Consider the following 12698-nt stretch of genomic DNA (forward strand, 5'->3'; position numbering starts at 1 on the left):
AATCGCAGACATGGACACGGACTGGCTGACTCTGTTGTGCGCCGCCGCACTGGCGTTCTCGGTGATGAACTACGTGGTGCTCGACGGCACCGATCTGGGCGTCGGCATGCTCATGGGTCTCACGGCTTGCAGCAAGCAGCGCAGGGTGATGGCGGTGTCGATTCTGCCGGTGTGGGATGCGAACGAAACCTGGCTGGTGCTCGGCGGCGGAGGGCTGCTGGCGCTGTTTCCGCTGGCGTACGCGATCTTGCTGCCGGCCCTGTATGTGCCTTTTATCTTGATGTTCCTCGCCTTGATTGTGCGGGCCATGGCGCTGGAATTTCGCGATTACGCACCGAACGAGCGACGCAAGCGCATCGTCGACGGCGTGCTGGCCCTGGCTTCGCTGCTGACCGGGTTTGTCCAGGGCATGGTGCTCGGCACTCTCGTGCAAGGCGTTGCGCATCAGGGCGGTCAGTACATTGGCGATGGCCGCGACTGGCTGAATCCGTTCCCGGTGTTTTGCGGTTTGGTGCTGGTACTCGGTTACGTCTGGCTGGGGACGTGCTGGCTGTACTGGCGCACCCTTGATGAGTTGCAGCAGCACTCGGCCCGCCAGGCCCGCGTCTTGGCGCTGGTCGTCGTGGCGTTATTGCTGGTGCTGATCGCATGGACGGCGACGTTGCAGCCGCAATACGCCCGGCGGCATGCCGAAATTCGGCTGTGGTTGCCGGCAGGGGTCATCCTCTGTGCTCTGGGATGGGTATTCAGCAAAGGCTTTCACAGCCGCTTCGACTTCATCCCGCTGTTCGCCGCACTGGGCGTTTTCGTGCTGGCGTTCACGGTGATGCTGGTCGCGCTGTATCCATTCATCATCCCGCCGGATCTGACTTTGAGCGAAGCAGCCTCAAGCCCCACCAGCCAGATCTTGATGCTGGTCGGATTCGCCGTGCTGATCCCCATCACCCTGGCCTACAACACGTTTGGTTTCCGCGTGTTCAGCGGCAAAGTGCGCGTTGCCAGCGATGGCTGATATTCACGTCACCCGACCTTTTTTGCTCACCAGCGACAGTCGCGAAGCCCGTAGCAGATCAGCAAAAGCCGCCTTGTCGATCGGTCGACTCATGAAATAACCCTGCACCTCGTTGCATTGATCCTTGCCGAGAATCGCCAGTTGCTCCTCGGTTTCGACGCCTTCGGCCGTCACCGTCAGCCCCATGGCTTTGCCCAGACCGATGATCGCTTGCACCACGGCACGGTCGTTGGTGCCGCTGCTGATTGAGGCGATGAAGCGTTTGTCGATCTTGATTCCGTCGAACGGATAGGCGCGCAGATAACCGAGCGACGAATAGCCGGTGCCGAAGTCGTCCATGTTCAGACGCACGCCCAGCTCCTTGAGCTGATTCATGGTGGTCAGCGCGCCGTCGGTGTCATTGAGCATCACGTTCTCGGTGATCTCCAGCTCCAGACGGCTGGCCGGGAAACGCGTTTCCACCAGCACTTCACGAACATCCTCGACGACATCGCTGAGGGCGAACTGCGCAGGCGAGAGGTTGACCGACAGCAGAATGTCATGGGGCCATTCCAGCGCGGTTTCGCAGGCTTCGCGCAGCACCCAGCGGCCCAGCGGTACGATCAGGTCGGTCTGTTCGGCCAGCGGAATGAATACGTCCGGCCCGAGCAAGCCCTCGGTCGGATGCTGCCAGCGCACCAGCGCCTCCACCGAAACGATGTGCTTGCCATCGACCTTGTAGCGCGGCTGATAGTGCAGGACGAATTCGTTGTGCTTGAGCGCATGGCGCAGGTCATCTTCCATTTGCCGGCGCGTCTGGATCTGGTCGCTCATGTGCGCTTCGAAGAAGCACCAGGTGTTCTTGCCGTCGGATTTGGCCTGATACAGCGCGATGTCGGCGTAGCGGATCAGATCGCTGGCGGCAAAACCGTGCCGGCGACTCAGGGCGATGCCGATGCTGGCGCCGATGTGCAGCGGATGCTGTTCGTAGAGGATCGGCTGATGCAGGCTGCCGATCAGCCGTGTGCAGAATTTGTCGATCTCGTTATGGCTGTCCATGCCGTTGAGCACCACGACGAATTCATCACCACCGAGACGGGCGACGATGTCGTGCTCGCGGGTGCATTCGCGCAGGCGCGTGGCGACTTCCTGGAGAACCGCGTCACCGGCAGGATGGCCGAGGGAATCATTGATCGGTTTGAAATTGTCCAGATCGATCATCAGCAGCGACAGCGGCGGCGCGTGTTCCTTCAATACCAGGACGTCGTCGAGATAACGCGCCAGTTTGTTGCGGTTGGGCAGGCCGGTCAGGGCGTCATGCATCGACAGGTGCTGGATCTGCGCATGGGCGGCGACTTCGTCGGTGATGTCGCTAGCAGTGCCGCGATAGCCGACGACGCTGTCCTTGTCGAAAATCGGCCGCGCCGAGAGCCGGCAGTGGCGTGGCTGCCCGGAGTGATCGCGATAAGTGCAGCGCAAATCGCCGGCGCTGTTTTCTTCGCTGAGTTTGCGCAGCCATAGCTCCAGTGGCGTGGTGTCGCAAGACAGTAATTCGCCGATGTCGTGGCCCAGCCACAGAGCTTGCGGGTAACCGGTGACTTCGCTGAAGCGCGCCGACAGATAGGTCAGCGACAACTGATCATCAACTTCCCAGATCCAGTCCGACGCCGCTTCGGCCACGGCGCGAAAGCGTTCTTCACTGGCTTCGAGCGCATGATTGGCTTTCTCGAGTGCCTGATTCGAGGCCTGCATGGCATGAATGCTGTTGTCGACGTATTGCGATGAGCGCAATGCATGGCGGAAAAAATAGGCGGTGAGCAGCATCAGTACCAGAAACGTCGCGCCGAGCGGTGGCACCAGCGTCCACAGCAATTGCTGACCGGGTCGCTGCAGGTCGGCAACCAGGCTGTAGCCGGTGCTGTCGAGGGGTACGCTTGGATGGCCTTTCTCAATGGTTTCATCCGGGACCAGGGTCAGGTTCGTCAGGCCATAACCGCTGCCGATCTTGCGCAGTTTGGTCGGGGTCAGCTTGTCGACGAACACTAGCACCGAGGTGTTTCTCAATTCATCCAGCGGGCGCTCGTCATTGGGAATGATCGCGGCAGCGGTGATCAGCGCCGGCCAGCCTTCGAACAATGAATAGCTACTGATCGGCTTGGTCAGATCAGGCTGACTCAGCACCTGCTCGACCAGCGCCGAGGCGGGCGCTTGCAGTACGCTGGATACGTCGGTTTCAACCATCTGCCCGCGAATCACCGCGTACTTGGTGCGATTGCGATCGAGGACGAACACGCCGTCGTAGCCGTCGCTGGTGAACAGGGTCTTGCCCATGTTCTGTTCGGTATAGGCCCAATTGACGTCGATCGGCCCGCTCAAGGCCTCATAGGCGCGGGTCCAGTAGGCATAACTGGTGATGTAGTTTTTCGACGCGGTGATGCGGTTTTCCACGGCGCGCACGGAATAGAACTGGTTCTGTTCCAGATCCTTCGCGTCAAGGGTATTGGCGATGCCAAGCAGGGTGCTGATCGCGGCAATAACGCCAGCGACGAACAGTGCGCCAACGGCGATGGCCAGGCGCCGGGTCACGGCGCGTTGCGGGGTGGGGATTGGCTGCGCAGGGAGAATAACGGCCATGTGCTCGTCCTTGATCCGGTGTCTTCTGAATCTAGAACAATGGCGAGCGCACAATGTTCAGATTGTTGTTATTGGTATCGCCTGGATTTTTTCAAAGTGTAGCGAATCCGTTGGAATTTCCAGCAGCGCCGGCCAGCGGCGAATCCCGAAAGGGCGAGACTTCCCGCACAAAAACCGGATAATGGCCGCCATTCGTTTAGCCGTATTCTGGTAATCCCGCATGGAAATCAAGGTCAACTTTCTCGACAACCTTCGACTTGAAGCCAAGTTCGACGACTTCACGGTGATCGCCGATCAGCCCATCCGCTACAAGGGCGATGGCTCGGCACCGGGGCCGTTCGACTACTTTCTGGCGTCGTCGGCCTTGTGCGCGGCTTACTTCGTCAAGCTGTACTGCGACACGCGCAATATTCCGACAGAGAACATTCGCCTGTCGCAGAACAACATCGTCGACCCGGAAAACCGCTACAACCAGATCTTCAAGATTCAGGTCGAATTGCCCGCCGACATCTCGGACAAGGATCGCCAGGGCATCCTGCGTTCCATCGACCGCTGCACCGTGAAGAAGGTGGTGCAGACCGGCCCCGAGTTCATCATCGAAGAAGTCGACAACCTCGACGCCGATGCCCAAGCCTTGTTGATGCCGCAGTCCGATTCCCAGGCGGGCACCTACATCGCCGGCAAGGACCTGCCGCTGGAACAGACCATCGCCAACATGTCGAAGATCCTTGCCGACCTCGGCATGAAGATCGAAATCGCTTCGTGGCGCAACATCGTGCCCAACGTCTGGTCGCTGCACATTCGCGATGCGCATTCGCCGATGTGCTTCACCAACGGCAAGGGCGCGACCAAGGAAGGCGCACTGGCGTCGGCGCTGGGCGAGTTCATCGAGCGCCTCAATTGCAACTTCTTCTATAACGACCAGTTCTGGGGCGAAGACATCGCCAACGCCGAATTCGTCCATTATCCGGACGAGAAGTGGTTCAAGCCGGGTCCAAAAGACGAATTGCCAAGCGAGATTCTCGACGACTACACCCTTGGCATTTACAACCGCGACGGCGAACTGCTCGGCTCGCACCTTTACGACACCAACTCCGGCAACACTCAGCGCGGCATCTGCTCGCTGCCGTTCGTGCGCCAGTCGGACGGTGAAGTGGTGTACTTCCCGTCGAACCTGATCGAAAACCTCTACCTGAGCAACGGCATGAGCGCCGGCAACACCTTGGCCGAAGCGCAGGTGCAGTGCCTGTCGGAAATTTTCGAGCGCGCGGTCAAACGCGAAATCCTCGAAGGCGAAATGGCCCTGCCGGATGTACCGCAAGAGGTACTGGAAAAATACCCGAGCATCCTCGCCGGCATCAAAGGCCTGGAAGAGCAGGGCTTCCCTGTGCTGGTCAAGGACGCCTCGCTGGGCGGTGAATTCCCGGTGATGTGCGTGACCCTGATGAATCCGCGCACCGGCGGCGTCTTCGCTTCCTTCGGCGCGCACCCGAGCCTGGAAGTCGCGCTGGAACGCAGCCTGACCGAACTGCTCCAGGGCCGCAGCTTCGAAGGGCTCAATGACTTGCCGCAGCCGACGTTCTCGGGGCAGGCAGTGACCGAACCGAACAACTTCGTCGAGCACTTCATCGATTCCAGCGGTGTGGTGTCGTGGCGCTTTTTCAGTGCCAAGCCAGACTTCGAATTCGTCGAATGGGACTTCTCAGGCCAAGGCGAAAACTCCAACGCCGAAGAAGCCGCGACCCTGTTCGGCATCCTCGAAGACATGGGCAAGGAAGTCTACATGGCGGTCTACGAGCACATCGGCGCCAAAGCCTGCCGCATCCTCGTGCCGGATTACTCGGAGATCTACCCGGTCGAAGACCTGATCTGGGACAACACCAACAAAGCCCTGCAATTTCGCGCCGACATCCTCAACCTGCACAACCTCAGCAAAGTCGGCCTGCGCAACCTCGTTCAGGGCCTGGAACGCAGCGAGCAGGACGATTACACCGATATCACCACGCTGATCGGCATCGAGTTCGATGACAACACGCCGTGGGGCAAGTTGACGATTCTGGAACTGCGCCTGCTGATCTACCTCGCGCTGCAGAAGTTTGACGAGGCCAAGGATCTGGTCGAGGCGTTCCTGCAATACAACGACAACACCGTTGAGCGCGGCTTGTTCTATCAGGCTGTGAATGTGGTGCTGGAGATGGAGCTGGACGAGGATCTCGAGCTGGAAGACTACGAGGCTAACTTCCGCCGGATGTTTGGTGACGAGCGTATGGATGCGGCGATTGGTTCGGTGAATGGCAGTGTGCGTTTTTACGGTTTGACGCCAACGAGCATGAAGCTGGAAGGGCTGGATCGGCATTTGCGCTTGATCGAGAGCTATAAAAAGCTGCATGCGGCGCGGGCGAAAGGGACAACCTTTTCGCGTTGAAAACCTATAAAAAAGCACCTTCGGGTGCTTTTTTATGCTCGTGACTTGCTCGCGATTCGTAGGAGCTAACTTCAGCGGCCATGCGCGGCGTTGGCCAACTGCCCCGTATCCACCCGCACAAACACCGAATCACCCACTGCCGTCAGCACTTCCCCTGCATACACTTCGCAAATCACCCGGGTCTTGCGCCCGACTTCACCTTCGACCCGTGCACGCAAGAGCAGCGGTACTCCCATCGGCGTTGGCTTGATGAACTTGATCCCAAGGTTACCGGTGACGCAGTCGATGCGCGGCAGGCTGCCGGCTTCGCGGTTTTCTGCGCGGTAGTGCCAGGCCATGGCGGTCCAGTTGGAGTGACAGTCGACGAGCATGGCGATCAGCCCGCCGTAAACCAGATCCGGCCAGCCGCAGTATTGGGCGTCGGGCAGATGCTCGGCGATGACGTGATTGCCGTCCTCATCCCACCGACTTTTCACGTGCAGGCCTTGCGGATTGCGGCCGCCGCAGCCGTAACAAACGCCTTCGGGGGCGGCGAGGTCTTGCAGCGGGGTGGCGTGGCTGGACATGGCTGGGGTCATCCTGGAGTGGCGAGGCCGGACAGGCGCAAGCGGTTGCGGCCGCCGCGTTTGGACTCATAGAGCGCGGCGTCGCCAAGTTCGATCAGCGCCGCGAGACTGGCCGGCGGTTTGTCGAACAGGGTGGCGCCGATGCTCAAAGTCACCGCAGCGGACGTGGGATAAGTGTGCGACGCCAAGGCCAGAAACTGTTCGCGCAAGGCATTGCCCAGTTCAAGGATAGCTTCGGCTGACGCGTTGTTGAGCAGCATCAGAAACTCGTCGCCACCCAGCCGCGCCGTCAGCGCATGGGGCGGCAGTTGGGCGCGGATCATCTCGCTCAGAGCAATCAGCAAGCGATCACCGGCGATATGCCCGTACTGGTCGTTGACCAGTTTGAAGTTGTCGATATCGATCAACAGCAGCGCACCCGGTCTTTGCGCGGAGACACCGGCCAACAGGCGGGGCGTGCGTTTTTCCAGCGCCCGGCGGTTGTACAGTGCGGTCAGTGGATCGCGCTCGGCGAGGCGGGCGATTTGCTTTTCCCGGCGATAACGCTCGGTGCCGGTCATCGACAGGGCGATCAACATGATCGCCATCGCGCCTTCGACCAGCGAGATCTGAATGATCTCGCCACGAAACGCCGCCAGATCGATTAGCGTGCCGGGGATCACCACGGTCAGGGCCTTGGCCACATAGAAGATGCCGTGGCCGAGCAGCACATAACGCAATTGCACCGCGCCAACGCTCAACGACTTGCCGTGTGGACGCAGCAGCGAACTGGCCTTCAGCGTGGGGATGGCTACCAGCAGCGAGTTGGCCACCAACATGGCCTTGGACCACAGCGGGCCGTCCGGCAACGTCAACGTGATCAGCCACGTCGCGAAAATCAGGTACCACGCCGGCGACAGTCGGGTCTGGGTGAAGCGCGCCACACCGAGCAGGAAAAAGAAATGCGCGGTCACCAGCAAGCCGTTGGCGAACCAAATGCCCAGCAGCAGAAAACCGCTGCTGCGCAGCAGAGCCAGGGTGGAACCGATGGTGATGGTGGCGAAACCGGCGCTCCAGAACAGTAGCGAAGGCTCACGGATGCTGCGCCACTCGACCGCCAGGTACAGCGCGGCAGCGGCTGCGAGGGCGATCGTGATGGTCAGCATCGTTGGCGGGTCGAGCGGCATTTCCGGGCAAGCCTGTCTGTATGGCAATAGGCCTGCGATTGTAAGCGTTTGGTCAGGTTTTTCGCAGGGGGCGCGTTGCCGGGCAGACCACTGGCGCTCCAGCGGTCACTCTTGCGGGCTTAGCCAGGTGTCTACCACGCGGCGATCGAGCTCTTCCCAATAGGCCATGCCCAGCACCCGCGTGGTGTTGAGCCCGCGCAGGTAACCGCGCAGTTGCTGGGCGGTATCGCGGATCAATTGCGCATCGCGGGTGTTTTTGTCCAGCAGGACGCTTTCGTACTGCACCAGATAGTCGGCCACGCGCTCGCGGAAATCGGGCAGCACGGCGTCACGGATCAGATCGAACGTTCTCAAGGCGAGACCCTCATCATTTTTCTTGGATGTATCCAGTGTGCATCAGTCTGCGCGACACGCAACTATTGCTGGAAGTAATAGTGACCATCAAGAAACGCAAGTTCTGCTTTGGCGGCGATCGGCGGAAAATCGCCTCCATCGAAGACGCAGCTCAAGGAAATTGCGCGATGAACATTCTGACTCGACTGGCATTGATCGCCCTGCTGATGGGCGGGGTAGTTACCGCACCGGCTTACGCAGACGAAGCCCGGTCGTGTCACCTGCAACCCATCGTCGCCAGCGCCTCGGCGTTGCAGCACACGCAGACCGTGGGTGTGTTGTTGAGCGAAAACACGTTGCAGAACCTGCAATACCTGGAGCGTTACCACGACATGGCGCTCAACGGCGCCAAAGACGCACTGGATTCGCAAATCCGCGACGCCTTTGTCGGCAGCTCCGACCCGGAACTGGCCCTCGACTGGCTGGTGAGTTCGCTGCAACAGCAGTTCGTCTCGGTGACCGTCTACGACAACCTCGATGCGCTGGTTCAGGCCCATCCGGACGTTGTGGTCAAGCTCGACACCTTCAACCGCTTGCTGACTCAGCGCAACAGTTTGGTCGAGGCGCGTTTTTCCGCACGGTTCTACGACGCCGATCTGCAGTACATCGGCAAGGCCGAGGGAGCGATCGAGCAAGAGTTGCCTTCGGTCTGGGTGCACAACCAGGCGGCGCCGCAGATCGCCGCGCAGATCAATCAGCAGCGTGACCTGCAACTCAATGCGCTGAAGCAATTCGATGTGTCGCTCAAGGCCCTGGTGGCGTCGAGCTGATTCTTAAAACGTAAATGGCAACGGCGGCGCCGTGAAGTCGAACCGTTGCCGGTTGAACCGAACCTTTATTTTCAGGATTTACTCCATGCGTCCTTTATTCGTGCCAGCCATGGCTTTTGTTTCCCTGTTGCTCGCCGGTTGCGCTTCGGCGCCGAACGATCCGACCCTGACCTTGCAGACCAGCAAGACGCCGGCGCAGTACGCCGATTGCGTGGTGCCGAAATTGCAGGGCAGTGCGTTGAATCCGACGGTTTCGCAGAGTCAGCGCAGTTATCGGATCGTGGTGCCGAGCAAGGTGTCGGCGGACAACGTGCTGGAGGCGTACAAGGCGGGGAAGGGCGGCAAGGTGTTCATTTATGAGCGGCATTTGCTGGCGTCGAATTTGTTGCCTTCAAGTTTTGAGCGGGCGGCTCAGGATTGCATTTGATCTGAGCGCTTGTGACGGGTTTTGACAGAGCTCCTTTGGTTGGCCGCAACCAACCAATTTTTTCGCCCCACACTGGTTTTCGGTTGTGGGGTTTTTTTTTGGACTTGGCGGCCTTTGGGCCGACCATGCTCTTCGGGTTTGGGTGTATATCCGTTTCTGCGGGTGTGGCTGATTACGGTTCCGCTCTTACAGCGGGTCACTTTTTCAAACGCCAAAAAGTAACCAAAAGGCTGCGCCCTGACGTTCGGCCCGCTCGCTGGGGCTCGGGGTTCCTTCGCTGCGGAATCGATCCGGGCGCAGCGGCTCCGGTTTGCTCCGCTGCACCTCCTTCCGCTGTGTACGACTGCGTCGTACGGTCGCTGCGCTCCCACGCCCGGATCAATCCCTCCGCTCAGCCTGCCGACGGGCTCCAGGATCAAAAGCTACTCGAGCTTGCGCTCATTGTATTGAGTGGTGAAAAGCGATGGGGTCTGCTTTTGCTTTTGCTTTTCTGTGGGAGCGAGCCTGCTCGCGATGGCGGCCTGACAGCCGACCGATTTCTCACTGAATGCACGCAATCAAACTGTAAGAGCTGCCGAAGGCTGCGATCTTTTGATCTGGCCTTCGCTTTGCTTTTCCGTTGAGAGCAAGCCTGCATTGGACGTTGGGTGTTGACCAATTCATGTCCACGCCACAAAAAACTGTGGGAGCTGGCTTGCCAGCGAAGGCAGCCTGACAGACGCCCCATTTCTCACTGAATGTACGCAATCAAACCTGTGGGAGCGAGCCTGCTCGCGAAGGCGGTGTGCGCCGCGATCACGAACAGCGCTCCGGAACCCATTCACCCCGTCACACACCCAACCGGCACTTTCCCCGCAAACGTATCAACCAGACTCGCCACCACCATTTCCCCCATCCGCGTGCGAGTCTGCAATGTTGCGCTGGCCCGATGCGGTTGCAGCACCACCTGTTCATTAGCAAACAACGCTTCAGGCACATTCGGTTCATCGACAAACACATCCAGCCCAGCCCCGGCAATCTCTCCCGCTGAAAGCGCGGCCACCAGATCCGCCTCATTCACCAGTTTGCCCCGGGCGACGTTGATCAGATAACCGTCCTTGCCCAGCGCTTGCAGCACTTGCGCGTCAATGATCGCTTCGCCCTTGTCCGCCGCGGCGGCGAGGATCAGGGCGTCGCTGTCGCGGGCCAGTTGTTTGAGGTCGGCGACGAAGGTGTGGGGGACGTCGCTCATCGGTTGCAGGTCGGTGTAGCTGATCGGGCAGCCGAAGGCGGCGGCGCGGGTGGCGATGGCGCGGCCGACGCGGCCCATGCCGACGATGCCGATGCGCATGCCGGAGACTTGTCGGGCCAAGGGCAGCGGGGCGAGTGGGGTTGGGCTTTGTGGCCATTGGCCGGAGCGCACGTAGCGGTCGCTGGTGCACAGGCCCCGGCAGACCGAGATGAGCAGGCCGATGGCGAGGTCGGCGACGTCTTCGGTGAGGGCGCCGATGGTGGCGGTGACGCGGATGCCGCGGTCGCGGGCGTAGGTCAGATCGACGGCATCGGTGCCGACGCCGTTGACCGCGATGACTTCCAGGTTCGGCAGTTGCGCCATCAGCGCCTGGCTGATGCCGGTGTGACCGCCGGTGATCACGCCACGGATGTTGGCGCCGTGTTCGTTTATGTAGGCGGGTTTGTCCGCTTGCTGGTAGTAGCGGCGTACGGTGAACAGTTCGTCCAGACGCGCGTTGATTGCCGGGATCAGGATCGGGCTCAGTTGCAGGATTTCTGGCTTCATGGCTACCTCGTTACGCAATAAAAAAGCCGGCTCAACCGCGGCCGGCAAACGGCATGGCGCTGGCCATGACGGTCATGTTCAGGACGTTGGCCGACAGCGGCAGAGCGGCGATGTAGCGCACCGCATCGGCGACGTGTTTGACGTCGACCATCGGCTCGACGGCGATGCTGCCGTTGGCCTGGCGTACGCCTTTGGTCATGCGCACCGACATTTCCGTCAGGGCATTGCCGATGTCGATCTGGCTGCAGGCAATGTTGAATTCGCGGCCGTCCAGCGCCAGGGATTTGGTCAGGCCGAGCACCGCGTGTTTGCTCGCGGTGTAGGCGCTGCTGAACGGGCGCGGGGTGTGTGCGGAAATCGAACCGTTATTGATGATTCGTCCGCCCTGCGGCTGTTGTTTGCGCATCAGCCCGAAGGCGCCGCGAGCGCAGAGAAAGACACCGTTGAGGTTGGTGTCGATCACGTTGCGCCACTGCTCGAAGGTCAGTTCATCCAGCGGCACGGCGGGGGCGTTGACGCCGGCGTTGTTGAAGACCACATCGAGGCGGCCGTAGACCTCGGCAATGGTCGCGAACAGTACGTCGACACTGGCCGGATCGCGCACGTCGGTGGGTACCGCCAGCGCTGGGTGACCCTGGCTCTGCGCCAGTTCGACCAGCGCTTGCAAGGGCTCGGGCCGGCGTCCGGCGAGTACAAGGGTGAAACCGTCAGCCATCAGGCCCAGCGCCACGGCGCGGCCAATGCCACTGCCGGCGCCGGTGACCAGCGCAACTTTCAAAGGGGTCGTCATAGTGTTGTTCTCCTTTTTTCTCAATCCGCTGGAATCAGGGCCGTGGGCCGACGCGCATTTCCAGGTGGCCGATGCCGTCTATGCCAGCGCTGATCACGTCGCCCGGTTGCAGGCTGTCAACGCCGGCGGGGCTGCCGGTCATGATCAGGTCGCCGGCGCGCAGGGCCACGGATTGCGAGATGCGCGCGATTACTTCACTGACCGACCAGATCTGGCTGTCGAGATTGTCGCGCTGGCGTTCTTCGCCGTTGACGTTCAGCCACAATTCGCCCTCGGGATGGCCGCTGCGGCTCACCGGGACGACGGCAGTCATCGGCGCGGCGCCGTCGAACACCTTGGCGCCTTCCCACGGCAAGCCGTTGCTCTTGGCTGCGCGTTGCACATCGCGGCGGGTCAGGTCGAGGCCGGCGGCGTAGCCCCACACGTAGGCGAGCGCTTGATCCTCGGGGATATTGGCGCCGCCTTCACCGATGGCGACGACCAGTTCGATTTCGTGAACGAAGTCCTCGCACACTGTTGGGAAGGCGATGTCGCCGACGGCATCGACCACGCAGCTCGGCGGTTTCATGAAAAACACCGGCGGCTGGCGCGACTGGCCTTGCGAGTCCGGCCATGGGTAGTTGCGGCCGACACAGAACACCCGGCCGACGGGGAAGCGCTGCTCGGTGCCGAGTACCGGCAAAGTCACGGGCAGATCCGGGGTAAAGACGTATTCAGTCATGTTCATCCTGCGGGTCATCCTGTTTGAAAGGGCAGCGT

The 12698-nt window shown here is 60.7% G+C and carries 11 protein-coding genes; 4 read left to right on the forward strand and 7 right to left on the reverse strand.

What is annotated here, in order from left to right:
* The first annotated feature begins 10 nt into the window (after positions 1-10).
* The gene (gene cydB / locus KVG87_RS08730) at positions 11-1012 is read left to right on the forward strand and encodes a cytochrome d ubiquinol oxidase subunit II (protein ID WP_217850242.1); all 1002 of its coding nucleotides are present in this window, start codon (positions 11-13) and stop codon (positions 1010-1012) included.
* A gap of 3 nt (positions 1013-1015) precedes the next feature.
* Here cydB and KVG87_RS08735 read toward each other — a convergent pair whose 3' ends face one another.
* Positions 1016-3625: a bifunctional diguanylate cyclase/phosphodiesterase gene (locus KVG87_RS08735; RefSeq protein ID WP_217850244.1), complete on the reverse strand. Its 2610-nt coding sequence runs from the start codon at positions 3623-3625 to the stop codon at positions 1016-1018.
* A gap of 220 nt (positions 3626-3845) precedes the next feature.
* Here KVG87_RS08735 and KVG87_RS08740 point away from each other — a divergent pair, with 220 nt between their 5' ends.
* Entirely contained in the window at positions 3846-6050 is a 2205-nt protein-coding gene (locus KVG87_RS08740; protein WP_217850247.1) for an OsmC domain/YcaO domain-containing protein, read from the forward strand.
* A gap of 71 nt (positions 6051-6121) precedes the next feature.
* Here KVG87_RS08740 and KVG87_RS08745 read toward each other — a convergent pair whose 3' ends face one another.
* From KVG87_RS08745 to KVG87_RS08755, 3 genes are all read right to left on the reverse strand, one after another.
* Positions 6122-6616, reverse strand: coding sequence for a PaaI family thioesterase (locus KVG87_RS08745; protein WP_217850249.1), 495 nt, complete (start codon positions 6614-6616; stop codon positions 6122-6124).
* A gap of 8 nt (positions 6617-6624) precedes the next feature.
* Positions 6625-7782 carry a GGDEF domain-containing protein gene (locus KVG87_RS08750; protein WP_217850251.1) on the reverse strand — a complete coding sequence of 386 codons (1158 nt, stop codon included), beginning with the start codon at positions 7780-7782 and terminating at the stop codon, positions 6625-6627.
* Positions 7783-7887: 105 nt separating this feature from the next.
* The gene (locus KVG87_RS08755; protein ID WP_217850253.1) at positions 7888-8136 is read right to left on the reverse strand and encodes a hypothetical protein; all 249 of its coding nucleotides are present in this window, start codon (positions 8134-8136) and stop codon (positions 7888-7890) included.
* 167 nt (positions 8137-8303) lie between these two features.
* Between KVG87_RS08755 and KVG87_RS08760 the strand changes: the two genes are divergently transcribed.
* The gene (locus tag KVG87_RS08760; RefSeq protein ID WP_217850254.1) at positions 8304-8945 is read left to right on the forward strand and encodes a class II glutamine amidotransferase; all 642 of its coding nucleotides are present in this window, start codon (positions 8304-8306) and stop codon (positions 8943-8945) included.
* A gap of 85 nt (positions 8946-9030) precedes the next feature.
* Complete coding sequence (locus KVG87_RS08765; protein ID WP_137213401.1) at positions 9031-9372, forward strand: YajG family lipoprotein; 342 nt, start codon at positions 9031-9033, stop codon at positions 9370-9372.
* Between the two features lie 820 nt (positions 9373-10192).
* On the opposite strand, the gene KVG87_RS08770 is transcribed toward KVG87_RS08765, so the two are convergent.
* The 3 genes from KVG87_RS08770 to KVG87_RS08780 are packed head-to-tail and all read right to left on the reverse strand — an operon-like array spanning position 10193 to position 12666.
* Positions 10193-11149 (reverse strand): 2-hydroxyacid dehydrogenase, encoded by a 957-nt coding sequence (locus KVG87_RS08770; protein WP_217850255.1) that lies wholly within the window; start codon positions 11147-11149, stop codon positions 10193-10195.
* 31 nt (positions 11150-11180) lie between these two features.
* Positions 11181-11939, reverse strand: a complete 759-nt coding sequence (locus KVG87_RS08775) for an SDR family oxidoreductase (RefSeq protein WP_217850256.1) — start codon at positions 11937-11939, stop codon at positions 11181-11183.
* Between the two features lie 34 nt (positions 11940-11973).
* Positions 11974-12666 carry a fumarylacetoacetate hydrolase family protein gene (locus tag KVG87_RS08780; protein WP_217850257.1) on the reverse strand — a complete coding sequence of 231 codons (693 nt, stop codon included), beginning with the start codon at positions 12664-12666 and terminating at the stop codon, positions 11974-11976.
* Positions 12667-12698 lie beyond the last annotated feature (32 nt).

The sequence above is a fragment of the Pseudomonas siliginis genome (genome assembly GCF_019145195.1).
Taxonomy (GTDB): Bacteria; Pseudomonadota; Gammaproteobacteria; order Pseudomonadales; family Pseudomonadaceae; genus Aquipseudomonas; species Aquipseudomonas siliginis.

Coding starts and splice junctions, on each gene's coding strand:
- KVG87_RS08770 (WP_217850255.1), bottom strand. CDS start 11,149: ATGAAGCCAGAAATCCTGCAACTGAGCCCGATCCTGATCCCGGCAATC.
- KVG87_RS08760 (WP_217850254.1), top strand. CDS start 8,304: ATGAACATTCTGACTCGACTGGCATTGATCGCCCTGCTGATGGGCGGG.
- KVG87_RS08745 (WP_217850249.1), bottom strand. CDS start 6,616: ATGTCCAGCCACGCCACCCCGCTGCAAGACCTCGCCGCCCCCGAAGGC.
- KVG87_RS08740 (WP_217850247.1), top strand. CDS start 3,846: ATGGAAATCAAGGTCAACTTTCTCGACAACCTTCGACTTGAAGCCAAG.
- cydB (WP_217850242.1), top strand. CDS start 11: ATGGACACGGACTGGCTGACTCTGTTGTGCGCCGCCGCACTGGCGTTC.
- KVG87_RS08775 (WP_217850256.1), bottom strand. CDS start 11,939: ATGACGACCCCTTTGAAAGTTGCGCTGGTCACCGGCGCCGGCAGTGGC.
- KVG87_RS08765 (WP_137213401.1), top strand. CDS start 9,031: ATGCGTCCTTTATTCGTGCCAGCCATGGCTTTTGTTTCCCTGTTGCTC.
- KVG87_RS08735 (WP_217850244.1), bottom strand. CDS start 3,625: ATGGCCGTTATTCTCCCTGCGCAGCCAATCCCCACCCCGCAACGCGCC.
- KVG87_RS08750 (WP_217850251.1), bottom strand. CDS start 7,782: ATGCCGCTCGACCCGCCAACGATGCTGACCATCACGATCGCCCTCGCA.
- KVG87_RS08780 (WP_217850257.1), bottom strand. CDS start 12,666: ATGAACATGACTGAATACGTCTTTACCCCGGATCTGCCCGTGACTTTG.